21 protein-coding genes are annotated in these 18,638 nt (G+C 32.4%); 3 read left to right on the top strand and 18 right to left on the bottom strand.

Annotation, left to right across the window (positions count from 1 at the left end):
- Positions 1-208: 208 nt before the first annotated feature.
- The 10 genes from ACP3TL_RS01790 to ACP3TL_RS01745 all read right to left on the bottom strand — a co-directional run bounded on the left by ACP3TL_RS01790 (position 209) and on the right by ACP3TL_RS01745 (position 9,691).
- On the bottom strand, positions 209-571 hold the full coding sequence (locus tag ACP3TL_RS01790) for a type II toxin-antitoxin system PemK/MazF family toxin (protein WP_002511418.1): 363 nt from the start codon (positions 569-571) through the stop codon (positions 209-211).
- Complete coding sequence (gene mazE, locus ACP3TL_RS01785; RefSeq protein WP_002507108.1) at positions 568-738, bottom strand: type II toxin-antitoxin system antitoxin MazE; 171 nt, start codon at positions 736-738, stop codon at positions 568-570. The genes ACP3TL_RS01790 and mazE overlap by 4 nt, the downstream gene beginning before the upstream one ends.
- An 87-nt stretch (positions 739-825) precedes the next feature.
- Entirely contained in the window at positions 826-1,974 is a 1,149-nt protein-coding gene (gene alr, locus ACP3TL_RS01780) for an alanine racemase (protein WP_046466110.1), read from the bottom strand.
- Between the two features lie 123 nt (positions 1,975-2,097).
- On the bottom strand, positions 2,098-2,448 hold the full coding sequence (gene acpS / locus ACP3TL_RS01775; RefSeq protein WP_046466111.1) for a holo-ACP synthase: 351 nt from the start codon (positions 2,446-2,448) through the stop codon (positions 2,098-2,100).
- A gap of 31 nt (positions 2,449-2,479) precedes the next feature.
- The gene (locus tag ACP3TL_RS01770; protein WP_046466112.1) at positions 2,480-3,019 is read right to left on the bottom strand and encodes a PH domain-containing protein; all 540 of its coding nucleotides are present in this window, start codon (positions 3,017-3,019) and stop codon (positions 2,480-2,482) included.
- Complete coding sequence (locus ACP3TL_RS01765; RefSeq protein ID WP_285326776.1) at positions 3,012-4,517, bottom strand: PH domain-containing protein; 1,506 nt, start codon at positions 4,515-4,517, stop codon at positions 3,012-3,014. The genes ACP3TL_RS01770 and ACP3TL_RS01765 overlap by 8 nt, the downstream gene beginning before the upstream one ends.
- Positions 4,510-4,989, bottom strand: a complete 480-nt coding sequence (locus ACP3TL_RS01760; RefSeq protein WP_046466114.1) for a PH domain-containing protein — start codon at positions 4,987-4,989, stop codon at positions 4,510-4,512. The genes ACP3TL_RS01765 and ACP3TL_RS01760 overlap by 8 nt, the downstream gene beginning before the upstream one ends.
- Before the next feature lie 225 nt (positions 4,990-5,214).
- Positions 5,215-6,735 carry a degradosome RNA helicase CshA gene (gene cshA, locus ACP3TL_RS01755; protein WP_069817696.1) on the bottom strand — a complete coding sequence of 507 codons (1,521 nt, stop codon included), beginning with the start codon at positions 6,733-6,735 and terminating at the stop codon, positions 5,215-5,217.
- A gap of 517 nt (positions 6,736-7,252) precedes the next feature.
- Positions 7,253-8,608, bottom strand: coding sequence for a UDP-N-acetylmuramoyl-tripeptide--D-alanyl-D-alanine ligase (locus ACP3TL_RS01750; RefSeq protein WP_046466116.1), 1,356 nt, complete (start codon positions 8,606-8,608; stop codon positions 7,253-7,255).
- Between the two features lie 12 nt (positions 8,609-8,620).
- Positions 8,621-9,691, bottom strand: coding sequence for a D-alanine--D-alanine ligase (locus tag ACP3TL_RS01745; RefSeq protein WP_046466117.1), 1,071 nt, complete (start codon positions 9,689-9,691; stop codon positions 8,621-8,623).
- Positions 9,692-9,965: 274 nt separating this feature from the next.
- On the opposite strand from ACP3TL_RS01745, the gene ACP3TL_RS01740 reads away from it, so the two are divergent.
- Positions 9,966-11,162: an FtsW/RodA/SpoVE family cell cycle protein gene (locus ACP3TL_RS01740; protein ID WP_046466118.1), complete on the top strand. Its 1,197-nt coding sequence runs from the start codon at positions 9,966-9,968 to the stop codon at positions 11,160-11,162.
- Between the two features lie 166 nt (positions 11,163-11,328).
- Here the strand turns inward: ACP3TL_RS01740 and ACP3TL_RS01735 are convergent, their stop codons facing one another.
- The 3 genes from ACP3TL_RS01735 to csoR form a co-directional block, all read right to left on the bottom strand.
- Positions 11,329-11,469 carry an Lmo0850 family protein gene (locus ACP3TL_RS01735; protein WP_002507098.1) on the bottom strand — a complete coding sequence of 47 codons (141 nt, stop codon included), beginning with the start codon at positions 11,467-11,469 and terminating at the stop codon, positions 11,329-11,331.
- Between the two features lie 214 nt (positions 11,470-11,683).
- Complete coding sequence (gene csoZ, locus ACP3TL_RS01730) at positions 11,684-11,905, bottom strand: putative copper chaperone CsoZ (protein ID WP_226957495.1); 222 nt, start codon at positions 11,903-11,905, stop codon at positions 11,684-11,686.
- A 5-nt stretch (positions 11,906-11,910) separates the two neighbouring features.
- Positions 11,911-12,204 (bottom strand): copper-sensing transcriptional repressor CsoR, encoded by a 294-nt coding sequence (gene csoR / locus ACP3TL_RS01725; protein ID WP_046466120.1) that lies wholly within the window; start codon positions 12,202-12,204, stop codon positions 11,911-11,913.
- 143 nt (positions 12,205-12,347) lie between these two features.
- On the opposite strand from csoR, the gene cls reads away from it, so the two are divergent.
- Entirely contained in the window at positions 12,348-13,832 is a 1,485-nt protein-coding gene (gene cls / locus ACP3TL_RS01720; protein WP_285336836.1) for a cardiolipin synthase, read from the top strand.
- Positions 13,833-13,959: 127 nt separating this feature from the next.
- Positions 13,960-14,610 carry an HD domain-containing protein gene (locus tag ACP3TL_RS01715; protein WP_046466122.1) on the top strand — a complete coding sequence of 217 codons (651 nt, stop codon included), beginning with the start codon at positions 13,960-13,962 and terminating at the stop codon, positions 14,608-14,610.
- Positions 14,611-14,679: 69 nt separating this feature from the next.
- Here the strand turns inward: ACP3TL_RS01715 and yidC are convergent, their stop codons facing one another.
- The 5 genes from yidC to tenA all read right to left on the bottom strand — a co-directional run bounded on the left by yidC (position 14,680) and on the right by tenA (position 18,562).
- Positions 14,680-15,549 (bottom strand): membrane protein insertase YidC, encoded by an 870-nt coding sequence (gene yidC, locus ACP3TL_RS01710; protein ID WP_285326787.1) that lies wholly within the window; start codon positions 15,547-15,549, stop codon positions 14,680-14,682.
- A gap of 87 nt (positions 15,550-15,636) precedes the next feature.
- Positions 15,637-16,275, bottom strand: a complete 639-nt coding sequence (gene thiE / locus ACP3TL_RS01705; RefSeq protein WP_046466124.1) for a thiamine phosphate synthase — start codon at positions 16,273-16,275, stop codon at positions 15,637-15,639.
- Positions 16,275-17,066, bottom strand: coding sequence for a hydroxyethylthiazole kinase (thiM, locus tag ACP3TL_RS01700; protein WP_046466188.1), 792 nt, complete (start codon positions 17,064-17,066; stop codon positions 16,275-16,277). The genes thiE and thiM overlap by 1 nt, the downstream gene beginning before the upstream one ends.
- Positions 17,059-17,880, bottom strand: a complete 822-nt coding sequence (thiD, locus tag ACP3TL_RS01695) for a bifunctional hydroxymethylpyrimidine kinase/phosphomethylpyrimidine kinase (protein WP_285326790.1) — start codon at positions 17,878-17,880, stop codon at positions 17,059-17,061. Before thiD ends, thiM begins: the two co-directional genes overlap by 8 nt.
- Positions 17,873-18,562 carry a thiaminase II gene (tenA, locus tag ACP3TL_RS01690; protein WP_046466126.1) on the bottom strand — a complete coding sequence of 230 codons (690 nt, stop codon included), beginning with the start codon at positions 18,560-18,562 and terminating at the stop codon, positions 17,873-17,875. The genes thiD and tenA overlap by 8 nt, the downstream gene beginning before the upstream one ends.
- Positions 18,563-18,638 lie beyond the last annotated feature (76 nt).

Genomic DNA, 18,638 nt, shown 5'->3' with positions numbered 1-18,638 from the left:
GATAAACTCGCTCCAAATACCTAAAAAAGCTTTAGGATAACCTAAAGCTTTTCAACTTAAAACATCCCACTCAAAGGTATTAAACCACAAAACTAAAATCCTTAATTTTCCAATAACAATTATATTGCTAATTAAGTGGTAATTACATGTTATAGGGAATCGATATAAAATTCACTATTTTATTAACTGTTTTTTAAACCTTTGAAAATCAGGATTTACTATTTCTAACATTATGTAATCCTAAGCTTATATCAATAGCAACATTAACTTCTTTCATTTTACTTTCAGAAAGGTATGTTAATTTTTCTTTCAGCCTATTTTTATCTAAAGTTCTAATCTGCTCAAGCAGTATTACAGAATCTTTATCAAGCTTATACTTACTTTTTTCTATTTCTACATGTGTAGGTATTTTAGCTTTATTAATCCTACCAGTAATTGCAGCTACAATTACGGTAGGACTATATTTATTTCCAGTATCATTCTGTATGATAACGACAGGTCTTATTCCCCCTTGTTCAGACCCTTGAACTGGTGATAAATCAGCTAAATAAACGTCTCCTCTTCTCATCATTCATTGTTATTCTTAGAGCTGAGGTAAACTTCATTGCAATCACAAGCTTCACATTCAAATGGAAATGCTTCTGCTGCAAGGGAGAGATTTAAATCGGCCATTTGAGAATAGCCTTCTTTTAATAGTTGTTCAATACTATGGTTTCTGCTTTGATTAAAACTTGCCATGAATAAAGACCTCCATGTTACTAAAATAGAATATATTGAGATTCGTTGTTAGACTCATAATAACAAATTTTACATTAAGTGACTATACTATTTTAGTAATTCATTGCGAATTTCTAGGTCTTGCGTCCCATGATAAATTCGTGGAAGCCTTCTATTTAGTCTACATAACACTTCATAATTAATAGTCTGTTGCTGTCGCCCCATAGCTTCTGCTGATTGTGGACTGTCACTATGGTAATCCATTAAAATGACTTTATCACCTGCATTAACTTCTTCAGGAATTTTAATTATTGTTTGATCCATACACACTTTTCCAATTACTTCGCATTGATGTCCATTCACGTTTACACTAAATCCTGTCATCATTCTCGGGTAACCATCTGCATAACCTACTGGGATGATTCCGATTTTTGTAGGTTCTTTCGCTGTATATATACTTCCATAACTCACAGATTCTCCAGTTTGTAATACTTTAGTTTGAACGACTTCACTAATCCATTGTGCACTTGGTTTTAAGTGTACCTTCACTTTTGATTTAACGTACTCTGAAGGATAATAACCATATAATGATATGCCTATTCTGACTGTATTACAAAACTGACTGTCTTTCATCAATGCACCTGCAGAATTTTGAGAATGTATGTAATTAGGCTTTTCTACCTGTTCAACAATTTCTTCAAAATATGCTTGTTGTTTATTCATCGAATCACCCGGTTCATCAGCACATGCGAAATGTGTAAACACGCCTTCAAAAACTAAATGCTCATGTGATTGAATTAATTCAATGACTTCTTTGTACTCATCTACATTTTTTATTCCTAACCTGCCCATGCCAGTATCTAATTTGGCATGAAGCCATAAATCTTTTTCATTATTAGTTGGAATTTCTTCAATAGCTTCAGCGAGCCATGCTTTAGATGGCACTGTGATTGCTACACGATGCTGAATTGCTTTGTTTATGTTATATGTTGGAATAACTCCAAGTACAAGTATTTTTGCATTGATTCCATGCATACGAAGTTCAATTGCTTCATCTAATGTTGCAACTGCGAAAAACTCAGCTCCATTTTCCATTAATTGACGTGCTATTTTAATGCTACCAAGACCATAACCATTCGCCTTAACTACCGGCATAACTGTTTTATTTGGGTGTAATGTTTGAAATACTTGAAAATTTGAAACAATAGCATTTAAATCTACATTCAAGTACGTCGATCTATAATACTTATCAGACATTAAGTATGTACCTCCTATTTCAATAAATAGCTTTCGCTAGTTTTCTACAATAAATCAATTTTATAACAATGATGATAGGATAACCAAATTAAACATACTGGAATATAGAAAAAATTCAATAAATTAAACTTCTAAAATAACTTGGCTCATAGCATAATGTTCCGTATGTGTAATACTTACATGCACTTTAAAGCCTTCATAGGTAATACAAGGCTTACCATTTTCATCGTTAAAACAGTCAATATCATTAAATGCTACTGTTTTACCTAGACCCGTACCTAGTGCTTTACTAAAAGCCTCTTTACAAGCAAATCTACCTGCAAGAAATTCCATTTTACGTTGTTCATTTTTGAAACAATTAAACTTTTGTTGTTCATTGATAGTTAATATACGTTCTAGCAATTTATCTTGTCTGCTATAAAGTTTTTTTATTCTTGTTATCTCTATTAAATCTACACCTATACCGTGTATCATAAGTCTCCCCCAATCATATAAAGCCTGTGATTTATTTTAAATCACTATTATCTTTAGAATACTCAATATCTGAAGCTTCATTTTCTGTTACTTCAATTGTTTTATTAACATTCTTTATTTTGTACTTTAATGTAGCCGCTATATCTTTGTCGATAAGTTTAATCTCAGTATTTCCACCTGCTGTCGACAACGTTAAACTTGCTAAGTTATATTTGCGCATTAAAATACCTTCGTGTGTATCGACATTTTGAATTCTGAATAACGGGATTTTGATTACTGAAACAAACCACAAACCATTTCTTACAATGATTTCATTTTCATCTAGTTTATATCTAAAGATTTGATATTGGTACATTGGAATTAAAATAGCACCCAGCAGCAATTGAATTACGATAATAATCACACCAATAATTAAGACCCATATCATCGTATTGGAATTAAGCCATTCCAACCACATTGTATTAACAATATATATCGCTGCTAAAATTAATACAAATATCGTCGTCATGATAAATGCCGAGAGGCGCATGACTGTTTTCCCAGATCTATCCATATAATTATATTCATTCATGATGCTCACCTCTCAAATACCAATTTTGAAGTGTTTCAACTTCTTTGTAATTATTAAATTTCAAACCCACAGCTTCATTTCCCGCAGCTTTTGCAATGATAAAATTAAAATGACCTAAATCACTATTAATTAAAAATGGATTCCGTTTAATTTCCATACCTAGTATTTTCCCATGCTTGAAATACGTGTTTTTGAATCCAAATGTAGTTACATTACGTACTACTAGTTCATCATTTCGTACTTTTAATCCAGATGATTTAATAACTATAAGGCTATGGATAATTAGCAGTAAAATAATAACTGCTGCGATAACAAATGACCATGGTGACCAGAAATAATTAACGATAGTTGCAATCACTAGCAATATGACTGTTTCTTGCCAAAAATACCTATGGAAACCTCTCCAAGGCATACCCTGTTCCGCATTTTCAAACGCCATACTAGGAATAAGTGATTTAATGATTTCGAATGCTTTTTTACGTTTAATAAAAGGTAAGATCATAACATTTCCATCTAATGAAATATCGTCTTTATCATTACCATTCATATCGCTCGTAATCACAAAATGTATAGACGTAAAACCGAATAGTTTTCTTAAGAAAGATTGTTTTTCGACTACAGCTTGGACTCTATCAGTTGGCACTGTGATGCTCTTAACATTAAATAAACCATATCGGATATTCAATTGATTATCATTTTGTGTCACAGTGTAATTATAATTTTTTATAATTACAATCAATGTACCCAATATATAACTTGCGACAACAATAGTCGCAACCATTATTAACACAATTACAAAAATCGCTTGAGAAATCCGCGCAAATTCACCAGTGATCCATTCCCATGGTATTACTTCTGAAAAGGCACCAATTATCGGTGAAATTGCTGCAAACGCCACGCCTATCGCCCCACTCGTTAATGCCATAAACAATAATTCTTTAAAATTAAGCTTATATAAGCGTACAGGTTGCGATTGTTGCTCCGACATATCATCATTATCCTCTTGTTCAGGAATTCTAGTTAAATCCGGTTCTTCATTTTGACTAGTTAATTCTTGCTGTTTTTCTTTAATTGTAAGTTGTATTAATTCACCTTGTTTTTTAGAAACAGTGTCCAAATCAATACCATCACTCGGCGTTTTGATTTGTAATTTCACGCCACCTACGATTTGATTTATAATACCCTGTGATGTATCTAATGTTTGTATACGACGTATGTTAAGTTCTTTTCTTTCTTTAGTAAAGATACCAGTTGCTAAAACAAAATGATCATTTTCAATCCAATATGTCGTGTTATAAACTTTTAATACTTGTGCTACAAATGAAAATAAAAAGAAGGCAAAAACGATAGCTGGGAATATGTATGAAGTTATATTTGTAAAATCAAAATCCTGAATATTAAATACTAAAAAAATAATAATCAAAAAGATATTTTGCTTTATAGCTTCAATAACACCCGTTAAATAAGAAATGGGATGTAACTTTTGAGGATTATACATCAAAATCAGCTCCTCTCAAGTAGTTGAGAGTTAGTAATTCGAATGACTTCGCATCATCTGTAGACATCAGTGGAAAACTAACCCTGTGGCCAGCAGTAATTAATGTAGTTTTAGAGAGTCTCATTTTTTTCAAAATTGGGTTGTTCTGTCTTTCAATAAGCTGTGTGCGTTCTAATTTCACTATCTTTTTAGATTTAAAGAAGAAATCGTATTTTACTTCTATATAATTTTCTTTAATTCTATAAAATGTGTATTTAAACTTAATCCAGGGTCTAATCAATAAACGCACAAAGTCAAACACTATAAAAGCAACGATTAAATATATAATGAAATGCCACCAATTAAAGTGACTCCATAAAAATATTAAAATAACCGAAACGATCAAACTAACAATAAATTCCAGTCCTTCGATTATGTAGTAATACTTCATAGCTTGTTTAGGACTTCTGTTAAATAGTTGGTCGTTAGTCATATATACACTCCTTAATTAAGATTTCAATTTATTATAACATAGCTTTTATAGTCATTTCATTATCCATTTAAAACGTATAAATAACTATTCTTGTTTTAAATATATTGCGCTTAATATTTATTATTCATCATAGCTTTTATGACGCTTTTCTTAAAAAACGCAAAAAAAATCATCCCACGTAAGTGGAATGATTAAACCTAAATTTCATATATGATAAATTATTTTTTATTTTTGGTGGTCGGCGAACGTGCGACCTTTCATTGATTTCTTGTTGTTATTGTTTCTGTCAGAAGATTTTTCGTTCTTCTTATTATTGTTGAATCCGCCTTTTGAACGACGATTTTTGTTATCAAATTTGTTGCCACGTTTATTGTTGCCTTGACCGCCACGTTTTGGTCCGCGACCTTGACGACCACCTTTACCACGAGATAATGGTTTTTCAAATGTTAATTGAACATCAACTTCGTCATTTGATTCAACCAATTCTTGTAATAATGAAGCAACTAAATCAACATCACTATATTCTTCAATTAATTCTGAAGCAATACGTTGTAATCTTGGTTCATTTTCTCTAGACATCCACTTTTCAACTTTACCTTTAATATCGTTTTCACGTGCTTTAAGCACTTCTTTACGATGAGGTGGTCTCATTGCAGTCATTTGTCTCTTGTTTGCTTGTTCAATTTGACGGATATAATCCATTTCAATTGGGTTCACAAATGTGATTGCTACACCTTTTTTACCAGCACGACCAGTACGGCCGATTCTGTGTGTATAGCTTTCAGTATCTTGAGGTATATCAAAGTTATAAACATGGCTTACGTTTGAAATATCTAGTCCTCGTGCTGCAACATCTGTCGCAACTAAGATATCTAATTGATCATTTTTGAATTTCTTCAATACTTCCAAACGTTTCGCTTGAGTAATGTCACCATGTAAACCTTCAGCTTTGTAACCTTTAGAGATTAACGCACTTGTTAATTCATCTACACGACGTTTTGTACGGCCGAATACAATAGCTAATTCTGGTTGGTGTACATCTAATAGATTCGTAAATGTATCGAATTTTTCTAATTCTTTTACGATTGTATAGTACTCTTCGATTTGTGGATTAGACATTTCATTATTCATTGTTTTAACAATTACTGGTGTTTTCATGAATTGTTGAACTAATGTTTGAATAGCTTTTGGCATTGTAGCTGAAAACAGCATTGTTTGACGTTGTGACGCTGGGATTTTATCCATGATAAATTTCATATCATCGATGAAGCCCATGTTCATCATTTCATCCGCTTCATCTAATATAAGCGTATGGATGTCATTAGTTTTTAATGTACGACGGTTAAGGTGATCAATCACACGACCTGGCGTACCTACAACGATTTGAGGTCCTTTTTTAAGCGATTTGATTTGACGGTCGATCGGCATACCACCAAATACAGTAACAACTTGTACGTTTAGACCTTTAGCAAATTCTCTGATTGATTCGGCTACTTGCATAGCTAATTCTCTTGTTGGTGCAAGGATTAATGATTGTACGCCTTCTTGGCCTGTCACTTTTTCAACTAGTGGAATACCAAACGCGCCAGTTTTACCTGTACCTGTTTGCGCTTGACCAAGAACGTCTTTGCCTTCTAAGGCAAGAGGGATACTCTCTTTTTGTATAGGAGTGGCGTCATCGAACCCCATTGATGCTAGGGTTTCTGCCATCTTATCTGAGAGCCCTAATTCTTTAAATTTTTGCAATATAATTCTCCTTTATTTATCTGTATTTATATACATATATGTTCACTTAAGTTTATTCAACTTCTTAATAGTACCACCTCAAGTATATAATCGCAATAAACCAAATTTGATTAAATGCAATAACTTTACTAGTTTTAAAATCTTTTAAAACAGCAAAAATACCGAAATATATAGGTTGTAAGCGTTTAACTTTCTTTCATAAACTTACTTTATACTCTCTTAAAAAAATTTATTAATTTATTTATTCTGTTAATTGTCAGAATATTTTACTTGTAAGATATGGCTTATTCACCCCTTATTTAACTTAAATTTTAAATCTTCTTTAACTGAACAATGCATTGGTATCGTTGTTAAGCTTAACTGTAAGTTCTTTTTGAAACATCGTTTTTTCAACAAGAGTATATGCGTTACATTTATAAATACTTGTTGTCTTATATAAGTTTTCCCGTTTTAGCAAAATAAAAACGAGAAGTTAGATTTCTAATCGAATTCTAACTTCTCGTTTTTTGGTTAATATTTAAATTAAAGCTTCGACAACCTCTTCTAATTTCATTCCTCTAGAACCTTTGACTAAAATTTTATCATCAGGTTGAACATAAGCTTGTAAAGTTGTTATCAAAGCCTGCTTATCGTCGTAATGCTCTGCATACGTTACATAAGCTTTGGCCGCGTTACTAATATATTTTGAGGCTTGACCAAAAGTAAATAATGCATCGATATTTTTATCTTCTAAATATCGACCTACATTTTCATGCATTATCTGACTATCAGGCCCTAACTCTAACACATCTCCAAGTACGATGATTTTTCTCCCTTTCATAGCTGAAAGGGTATCAATCGCTGCTTTCATACTTGTAGGGCTCGCGTTATATGCATCATTAATGACTAATCTATTGTCACTGGTATAATGTTGTTCCATTCTCATACCAGTAAGTTCTACTTTACGTAAGTTGTTAAATATTGTGTCATAACTTAAGCCTAATCTTTTACCAACAGCAATTGCGATTGTTGCGTTCTTCATATTATGTTCACCTAATATTGGTAATTCGAATCTCTCTTCTCCGTTAATATTAAATGCGATACCTGCGTTTTCAATATCTTCAATCTGACAAACGAGTGTGTTGTCTTTGTCTTTACCAATACTTACTATATCTGCATCTTCTATTTTCTTAACGTGAGACTCTAATAATGGTTCATCACCATCATAAATAAAGACGCCATTCTCTCTTAATCCTATTGTAATTTCAGCTTTAGCTTGGGCAATACCCTCTCTAGAACCTAAATCTTGCATATGTGATTCACCAATGTTAGTAATTACCGCTATATTAGGTTCCGCTAATTTTGACAATAACTCAATTTCATTAAAACCTGACATCCCCATTTCTAAAATTGAAATCTCAGTATCTTGATTTAATTCTAATATTGTTAATGGTAACCCAATTTCGTTGTTATAATTGCCTTGTGTTTTTTTAACTTTAAACTGTGGCTTTAAAACACTTTCAATCATATCTTTGGTCGTGGTCTTACCATTTGATCCTGTCACTGCAATGACTTGTGGCCCAACAAATTCTAAATAAGCTTTAGCTAATTGTTGTAATGCTTTGAGTGTATGCTCTACCCATATCACTGGACCGTTTATATTTTCATCTAATGTTACGTCTTTTTGATGAAATACTGCACCTGCGCCATCCTTCAATGCTTGTGCGACGTATTTGTGTCCATCTACATTTTCACCTTTAAATGGGATGAATAAATTTTGATTGTTGATTACACGTGAATCAATAGAAACACCTTTAATCGTATGATCTAAATATTCATTATCAATGTCACATGGAATCCAGTCTTGGATTTGTTCTAAAGTTACTTCAATCATTATTCATTCGCCTCAGTCAATTTTGTATTTATTTTGTTTCTTATCTTCATGTTTTTCTTTCGCTAATTCAATTAACCTTTCAATTAATTCCGCATATGTTACGCCCATATTTTCCCAAAGTCTTGGGTACATACTATAAGCAGTAAAGCCTGGCATTGCATTTGTTTCATTAATAAAAATTTGATTGTCTTCAGTGACAAAGAAATCAGCTCGTAACAAACCAGAACAATCTGTTGCTTTAAATGCTTCGACAGCCATATTTCTTAATGTTGTTTGCACTTCTTCATCTAAATCAGCAGGAATATCTAATTTTATTTTTCCATCTTTATACTTCGCTTTATAATCATAGAATGCTACATCTTTAATCACTTCACCTGGTGCAGTCGTTTCAGGATAATCATTACCAAGTACAGCTACTTCTATTTCTCTCGCATCAATACCTTGTTCAATTACTAATTTACGATCAAATTGGAATGCTTCTTCAATACCAACTTTCAATTCTTCTTCATTATTACATTTACTAATACCAACACTAGAACCTAAGTTTGCTGGTTTTACAAATACTGGATATTCTAACTTGTCATGTACAAGTTTCAAAATGTTACTTTCATATTTATGATATTCACTTCTTAAAAAGCTCACATAAGGTAGTTGAGGCAATCCTCTATGCGCGAATAATTGTTTCATAACAAGTTTATCCATCGAGCTTGAGGCAGCTAAAACACCGTTTCCTACATATGGTATATCTAATACTTCAAATAAACCTTGAATTGTACCATCTTCACCATTCGGTCCATGTAATACTGGGAAAACTGCACTATAGGCGTTCCCTGTGCTACCAATACTAAGTAGTTGAGAGATTTCACCTGCAGCAACATCTGTTAAACGTAAAGTGTCTATTTCATTTATAGTGTCTACGATATTTTCTTTCTTTTTCCAGTCACCTTCATTTGTTATGTAAATGATGTCTATTTGATATTGATCTTTATCAATCGCGTTCAAGACATTTTGTGCTGTTAATATTGAAACATCGTGTTCCGCACTTTTTCCTCCGTATACGATACATACATTTTCTTTAGCCATACTTTAGCCTCCATATACAATTCTTAAACTACATCATATCACGATTCAATATTTTTTTGCATTTGTTTAGTAGTATAAAAACTTTTTATTTTTCAATTTAGTATATGGCACTTTACAATGGATTAAAAGTAATAACTTTAACTCATCAATATACAGTTATCTTATTATAATTTTTCAATTTAGCACCCTACTTCTAGCAATATACATAAAAGTTCGGTAAAATCTATATATATTACAAAGTTAAAGAAAACTAAGCTTTTCAAAGGAGTAAGAAATGAGTACTTCACGTCAATTAAAAAACAACCATTGGATACGGCGGGTCGACTGGACTTTAGTAGGCTTCCTCGTATTGTTAGCAATTATTAGTGTAACAATAATCAATTCAGCTATGGGTGGCGGCCAATATAGCGCCAACTTTAGCATTAGACAAATTCTGTATTATGTCTTTGGTGGATTCATAGCATTTTTAATCATGTTAATTTCACCTAAGAAACTAATGAAATATACATATTTATTGTACTTTCTTCTTTGTGCAGCCTTATTTATATTAATCATTATTCCAGAAACACCGTTCACACCTATTATAAATGGTGCGAAAAGTTGGTATAAACTAGGTCCAATCAGTGTACAGCCTTCAGAATTTATGAAAATAGTGTTGATATTGGCGCTTGCTAAACTAATTTCAAAGCATAATCAATTCACTTTCAATAAATCATTGGAGACAGATTTTAAATTACTACTGAAAATTTTTGGTATTTCTGTTATCCCTATGGGGCTAATTCTACTACAAAATGACTTAGGTACAACGCTTGTTATATGCGCCATTATTGTTGGTGTCATTATAGTAAGTGGTATCACATGGAAAATAATTGCACCATTGTTTATTGCAGTATTCGTCTTAGCTTCAAGTATCATCTTATCTATTATTTTCAAGCCCTCGCTTATTGAGAATAGTTTGGGCATTAAGACCTATCAACTCGGACGTATTAGTTCATGGCTAGATCCTTATACTTATAGCAGTGGCGACGGCTATCATTTAACAGAATCACTTAAAGCCATTGGATCTGGTCAACTATTTGGTAAGGGCTTCAATCAAGGTGAAGTATATATACCTGAGAATCATACTGATTTCATTTTCTCTGTTATTGGAGAAGAGTTTGGCTTCATTGGCTCAGTCGTTTTAATTCTAGTGTTCTTAGGATTTATGTTCCACTTAGTTAGACTTGCGACTAAAATAGAATTACCATTCAGCAAGTTATTTATTATTGGTTACACGGCACTTATTCTATTCCACGTATTACAAAATATAGGTATGACAATACAGTTATTACCTATTACTGGTATTCCATTACCATTTATAAGTTACGGTGGTAGTTCCTTATGGAGTTTAATGTGTGGTGTTGGTGTGTTATTATCCATTTCTTATCATCAACCGAAACAGTACTCACCTGATATTCAAAAAACAAAATAAAGAATAAATACATTTTAATTTCTACTTCCAACAAAAAGAACTGTTACAATCATCTCAATGATCATAACAGTTCTTTTTTTATACCAATCATTTAATAAAACAGCTTTTCTATATAACAAAAAACGACTAGAGCACACTGCTCCAATCGCTTAGTTGGGTAACTTTACTATTTCAATTCGTTAGCGGCTTTCACAGTTGTCGGCAAAGTCTGCATAACTTCTAATCTTGATTTTGTTTTCTTTATGTTTACCCCTAATGATGATAATAGTTTAACTACATTTTGAATCTTTTCGTTATCTTTACTCATATCATCACCCCTAAATTACTTGCTTCTACTATATCTTACCCTATTTAATTACTAAATACTACATTATATTCAAAATTTTTTTATTATAATCAAATATTTAGTCAATTTTATTGTATAATTACATCGTAAAAATAGTTTTTCTTTGTAAAATAAGTTTTTAAAAATAACAAACACCACTTAAAGTGAAACTATAATCTATTTTCAACATTTCAGTTTAATATAAAATTTCATATCCTAAATCATAAACTTCTTTTTCTAGATTATTTAAACTTGCAGGGGTTTCAAAATCAATGAAAATTTTGCCATTATTGCTCTTGATTTCGATATTGACTTGGTCTACACCGTGTAATTGCATAAGCCGCTGTTCGATATGTTTTTGCTGTGTTTCATTTTCTATACCAGAAATATAAATCACTTTTGTTTCCACTACGTTCACCTTGCCTAATCCTTCATTAATTTCTGAAATGTAACCAATAGTTCTTCCATAGCTTCCTCTTGTTGTCCTTGCTCTACTTTATCCATAATACAACTTTTCATATGATGGTCTAGTAATTTAGTAGCAACACCATTTAAAGCAGAACGAGTAGCTCTAATTTGTGTGAGTACGTCATCACAATAAACATCTTCATCTACCATGCGATTAATCGCTCTCACTTGGCCTTCTATACGATTTAATCTTGATTTTAAATTAGATTTAATTTGTTCTGAGTGATGCGCTTTTTGTATTTCCGCCATATATTACACGCCTCCTAATAATTTCAATTATATGTTATACCCCCATGCGGTATTAGTCAAATGATAAAACCTTATATTCATGTTACAATAATTAAGACTTTTATAGTACTTTAAATAACTGAAACGCATTTTGGAGGTTTAATATGATAGATATATTTTCTTTAACGTTTAACAATACAAACGTTATTCTTAACATCATTTTTCTTGGCGCATTTATATTAAACCTTATCTTTGCCTTCACAATTATTTTTATGGAACGACGTTCGGCTGGCGCCGTGTGGGCGTGGCTGTTAGTGTTAGTTTTCATACCTATATTAGGCTTTATCATCTATCTATTGTTTGGGCGACAAATTCAGCGCAACCGTATCTTCACTTTAGATGAAGAAGATAAAATAGGTATTGAAATGATTGTTAATGAACAATTAGAAGCCTTAAAGAATGATGAATTTTCAAAAGGTAATCATCAAATTGTTAAATTTAAAGATATGGTTCAAATGTTGTTATACAATAATGCTGCCTTTTTAACAACAGACAATGATATTGATATCTTTACAGATGGTAAAGAAAAGTTTGATGCACTTATTAAAGATATAAATGAGGCAAAAGATTATATCCATATCCAACACTATATCTTTAGAAATGATGACTTAGGTAAACGTATTTTAACAGCGCTCGAGCACAAACTTGAACAAGGATTAGAAGTGAAGATGCTTTATGATGACATGGGCTCGCGTAGTTTATCACTTAAAGATTTTAAATCATTTCGAAAAAAAGGTGGCAAAGTTGAAGCCTTTTTTCCTTCTAAATTGCCATTAATCAATTTAAGAATGAACAATCGAAATCACCGAAAGTTAGTAATCATTGATGGACATATTGGCTACATCGGCGGTTTTAATGTTGGTGATGAATATTTAGGATTAAAGAAAAAATTTGGTTACTGGAGAGATACACATTTGCGCATCGTTGGCGATGCTGTTAACGCACTTCAATTACGTTTTATGCTCGATTGGAACGTTCAATCAACACGTGATAATTTGAAATATGCTGAACGTTATTTTCCTGATGTGGATTCTGGAGGTACAATTGGTGTCCAAATCGCATCTAGTGGGCCAGATGAAGATTGGGAACAAATCAAATATGGTTATTTGAAAATGATTACTTCTGCTAAACAATCTATTCATATTCAATCTCCTTATTTTATTCCAGATCAATCATTCTTAGACGCGATAAAAATCGCAGCTTTAGGTGGCGTCGAGGTGAATATCATGATTCCTAATAAACCTGACCATCCGTTTGTATATTGGGCTACCTATAATAACGTAGCATCACTTTTAGATGCAGGTGCGAATATTTTCCATTATGATAATGGATTTTTACATTCAAAAATACTGCTTATCGATGACGAAGTTGCAAGTGTGGGTACTACAAACATGGATCACCGAAGCTTTACTTTAAACTTTGAAATTAATGCTTTTATTTATGACACTTTCATAACAAAAGAACTTAAAGCCACTTTTGAAAAAGATTTAGCCTTATCCTATCGACTAACAAAAGAGCGTTATGAGCAGAGAAGTTTGTGGATTAAATTTAAAGAAGGCATTGCAAGACTCTTATCACCTATTTTATAATAATTTAACTCTGTCCAAAGTAATCGATTAACATCAATATTACTTTGGACTTTCTTTATTATAAAGTGAATGATCATATTAAATCACTAGCTTAAATAACTTTATTTCTATGAAAAGAGGCGTTTAAATGAATCCGCAAGAGATAATCAATTCAGCGCAGATATATATGAAAACATTTCATAAAGATGATGCAACTGGCCACGATGTCGCTCACATATTGCGTGTCGTTAAAATGGCAAAATACATTGCGCAACAAGAGCATGTTGGAAATTTATTAACCATTCAACTAGCTAGTTTATTACATGATACGGTTGACGCAAAACTAACTGATGCTAGCCAAGCAAAACCTAAATTAACACAATTTTTGACTCAACTTCAGCTGCCAATACAACAGCAAGAAGCTATTCTGCATATTATTGAACATATGAGTTATAAAAATGGAGAAAATAATGATATTTCATTATCAATAGAAGGCCAAATTGTACGTGATGCTGATCGCCTCGATGCTATCGGTGCAATTGGTATTGCTCGTACTTTCCAATTTGCTGGCCATTTCGGAGAACCCATGTGGATAGAAGGAGAATACAACGATACTTTCTCTAACAAAGAAATCGATAATAATACTGTTCCAGCATCAGCTATTAAACACTTTTATGAAAAACTGTTTAAACTTAAAGCATTAATGCATACACCAACCGCTAAACAGCTTGCACAACAAAGACATGAGTATATGGAAGTATTTGTAACTCAATTTTTTAATGAATGGTATTTCAAATAATACAAAAAAGGCGTCGTAGTTATACTACGACGCCTTTTTTATTACAAATTTGTTTAAAATTTAAATGATTTATTTTTTCTTATTTTTCTTAGAAACAACTTGTGTGTTTTTACCTTTGCTCTCTGCTTCAGCTTTGTTTTTCTCCATTGCTTCAATCATTGGTGCAACTTCTTTTTTAGCAAGTTTAGAATAATGAATATTCGCTACATATGTTTGTGCAATTAAGAATGCCGCACTGACAGACCAATAAAGACCTAATGCTGACGCAGAACTTAATGAAATCCACACAATCATAATTGGTGAAATAATCATCATCATATAACCCATTTGACGTTGCTCGTTTGGCATACTCTTACTTGAAACATAAGCTTGTAAGAAGTATAAGACACCTGCAATAACCGTAATACAAATATCTGGTTTAGCTAAGTTAAACCATAAGAAATCAGGGTGTTCAGTAAAACCACCACTCGTAGGATATTTCAATACAAAGAAAAGCCCCATGATGATTGGCATTTGAAGCAAGATTGGTAAACAACCTAACATGCTCTTCATCGGATTCATATCATATTTCTTGTAAACTTCCATCATTTCTTGGTTAGCTGCCATTTTTTCTTCTTGCGTACGTGAACGCTTAACCTTTTCTTGAATTGCATCAATATCCGGTTTAGCAACTTTCATTTTTTCACGCATCATGTGACTGTTTTTATAATTCGATAACATGAATGGTAATAATATGATACGCATCGCCAATACAATGACAATAATTGCTAGTCCATAGTCGTTATTAAAACTAGTTCCTAACCAATGTATAAGACTGTCCATTGGATTTACGAACGTATTATAGAAAAACCCATCTCTATTTTCAGGTTTAGAATAGTCACAACCTGCTAAAAAGACCATTACACCTAATAATAAAGGGAGTAGCGCTTTCTTCTTCATTTTTCCACCTCTAATGATTTATTCACATAGAATTTATTTTATCATACTCATAGGGAAGTAGAAAACAAAAAAAGAAATTTTTATACATTATTCAACAGTTTGTAAAAATTGCCTCACTGATTTACTTATATTTTGACTTTTAGCAATAGCTGAAATAATTGATATACCATCTGCCCCAGCATGAATTATAGATGGTGTATTATCTATATTGATGCCACCAATCGCAACAATCGGGAAATCATTAACGTAATGTCTTAATTGTGTAATCATTTCTGGACCAACCGGCAAACTTGCATCATCTTTAGATGTCGTTGCAAACATTGGACCGACGCCTATATAATCAACATATTTTAAATCAGAATTTAAGTATTCATCTACATCACCTACACTCAGACCAATGATTTTATTTTCAAATTGTTGTGCAAATTCATTTACTTCCAAATCATTTTGCCCTACATGAATACCATCTGCCTCAATATCTTTAGCTAAACTCACATCATCATTTACTATAAAAGGTACATCGTATTGATGGCACAAAGAAAGTAATTGTTTTGCTAACTTCACTTTATCATCACCTACTAATGCGGTTTCCCCTTTCTCTCTATACTGAAATAGTGTTATACCTGCTTCTAAAGCTTCAGTTACAACATCAATAATCGATTTATCTTCTGCAACATCTTGCGTTCCACAAATAAAATAAAGTTTTAGTTTATTTTTATCAAACATTATTGCACCTCTTGACTGCGTATTAAATTCAAATAATCATCATATGTGACTTGATATAAAGCATTCGTTAATTCAACCATAAATGCGCCAGGCCCTCGATTATCCGAAATTTTTTCAGCTTGTTCAGCAGCAATATTATATACAGTAACTGCTTCTACCAATTGATTTAATTGTGGTTGCTGGTTAGATTTTAAAAAGCTAGCTATCACAGCACCTAATAAACACCCTGCGCCTGTGACTTTTGCAAGCATAGGCGAACCATTAGCCAGTTTCACAATTTTATCTTCATGCACTACAATATCTTCTTCACCTGTGATAACAATCGCTGTCCCAAATTGTTTATGAGCTTTTTTAGCAATATTTACAGCATCCAGATTCATTTCGCTATCTGTACCTTTCATCCGTGTATCATTATCAATAAGTGTTAAAATTTCTGATGCATTACCTTTGATAACTGCTACCTTCACTTCATTTAAAAATGTCTCACAAAAATCTTTGCGGTATTGTGATGCCCCTACAGCAACAGGATCAAAGACGATTGGTGTTCCAATTTGATTAGCTACCTTCGCAATTTTTAAAATATCTGACTCTTTATCTTTAGTCAGCGTGCCAATATTAATCAGTAAAGCATTCGCGTGTGTTAACATATCTGACGCTTCCTCTGGTGCTTCACTCATTGCAGGACTTGCACCTAAACTTAATAAGCCATTTGCGGTAAAATTTTTAACAACATCGTTTGTATAACAAATAACTAACGGGTTATTATTTCTGAGTGCTTCTAAATTATTCATCATCTAATCCTACCTCTTTCATATATGCAAAATGATTAACTGGTCCCCTACCTTGACCAATTTCAGGTGTGTGTTTAATACTTAAAGAAATAAACTGTTTTGCTTTTTTCACTGCTTCATATATTGTTTTGCCTTTTGCTAATTCTGCAGTAATTACTGCCGAAAAAGTACATCCGGTACCATGCGTATGTTTTGTATCAAATCGAGGCTCTTCAAAAGTATATACATTTTCTTTAGTGAATAAATAATCTTTAGCGAAGTCTAAATCCTCTGAATGCCCACCTTTAATTACAACACCTTTACTGCCGATTTCATTAATGAAAATGTCACCTGCTTTATAAATTGATGCTTCATCTTGTATCGTTAATCCTGTTATTTCCTCTGCTTCAGGCAAGTTTGGTGTTGCCACAGTAGCATAAGGCAATAAAATGTTTTGCAAGTCAGCTTTAGCATCCTCATCCATCAACGAGTCACCACTTTTAGCTAACATTACAGGATCTATCACATAAGGAATCTCTGGATATTGCTTTAAATAATATTGTATTAATTCCATCATATCTTTTGAAGCAATCATGCCTGTTTTCAACGCATGAGGCAACTCATCATCAAAGATGCTTTCTAATTGCTCAGATAACCAACTTGTTTCTATGTTATAAATATGTTGAACGCCTTTTGTGTTTTGCGCTACGATACTCGTAATCGCAGCCATACCGTATACGCCACAAGCATGAAATGATTTTAAATCTGCCATGACACCTGCGCCACCCGTTGGATCTGTGCCTGCTATAGTTAAAGCAATTTTAGGTTTATTCATTATTAACCCCTCCATAAGGCCATTCTTCTTCCGTGAATGACATATTAAAAAATTTACGCTCATGAACTGTACTCTGTAAGAAACAATCTTTTATATCATCTTTCTCTTGTTTCGTACAATTTTGTGTCAATTTATCCATTAAATTATCAAAAACATGCACAAGTTCATCCATTTCGGTACTATAAAATTCAAACCATTTTGCCAAAATAGAATTGGTATTCAAAGTATTGTCTTGTAACGCTTGTTGTCCAATAACTTGATACACATATGGACAAGGCGCCATGGCAGCAATTGTATATGCTGCATTTTCTTTAGCAAAAGCATTAAAATACATATGCTTAATATAGTGATCGCCACTCGGTGGCCAAACTTTTTCTTTTACTATTTCATTGTAAGGTTCATTTACATATTCAGCCAATATTTCGTGTGCCTCTACTTCTCCATCAACTATAAATTGTATCTGCTCAACTAAAAATTTCACATCTTCCATTTGCTCCATTTTAGGTATAAGTAATGCGTAAATATTAGCAAATTCCTTTAAATAAGATGCATCTGCTCTTAAATAAAATTTAGTAGCATCTTTCGATAAACGACCTTGTAACATTTCTTGTATAAATGGATCATTATAGATATCATCAATAATTGGCTTGGCATCTGTTTTTAATTCTTTTGAAAATAACACTTTAAGTCCTCCTAAATATAAAAAAACTACATTCCAAGTAAGAATGTAGTTAATTAATAGAAAGGCTAAGCAATTC

The sequence above is a fragment of the Staphylococcus caseorum genome, assembly GCF_049943195.1.
Taxonomy (GTDB): Bacteria; Bacillota; Bacilli; order Staphylococcales; family Staphylococcaceae; genus Staphylococcus; species Staphylococcus equorum_A.
This window is presented reverse-complemented; position numbering and strand designations above follow the sequence as displayed.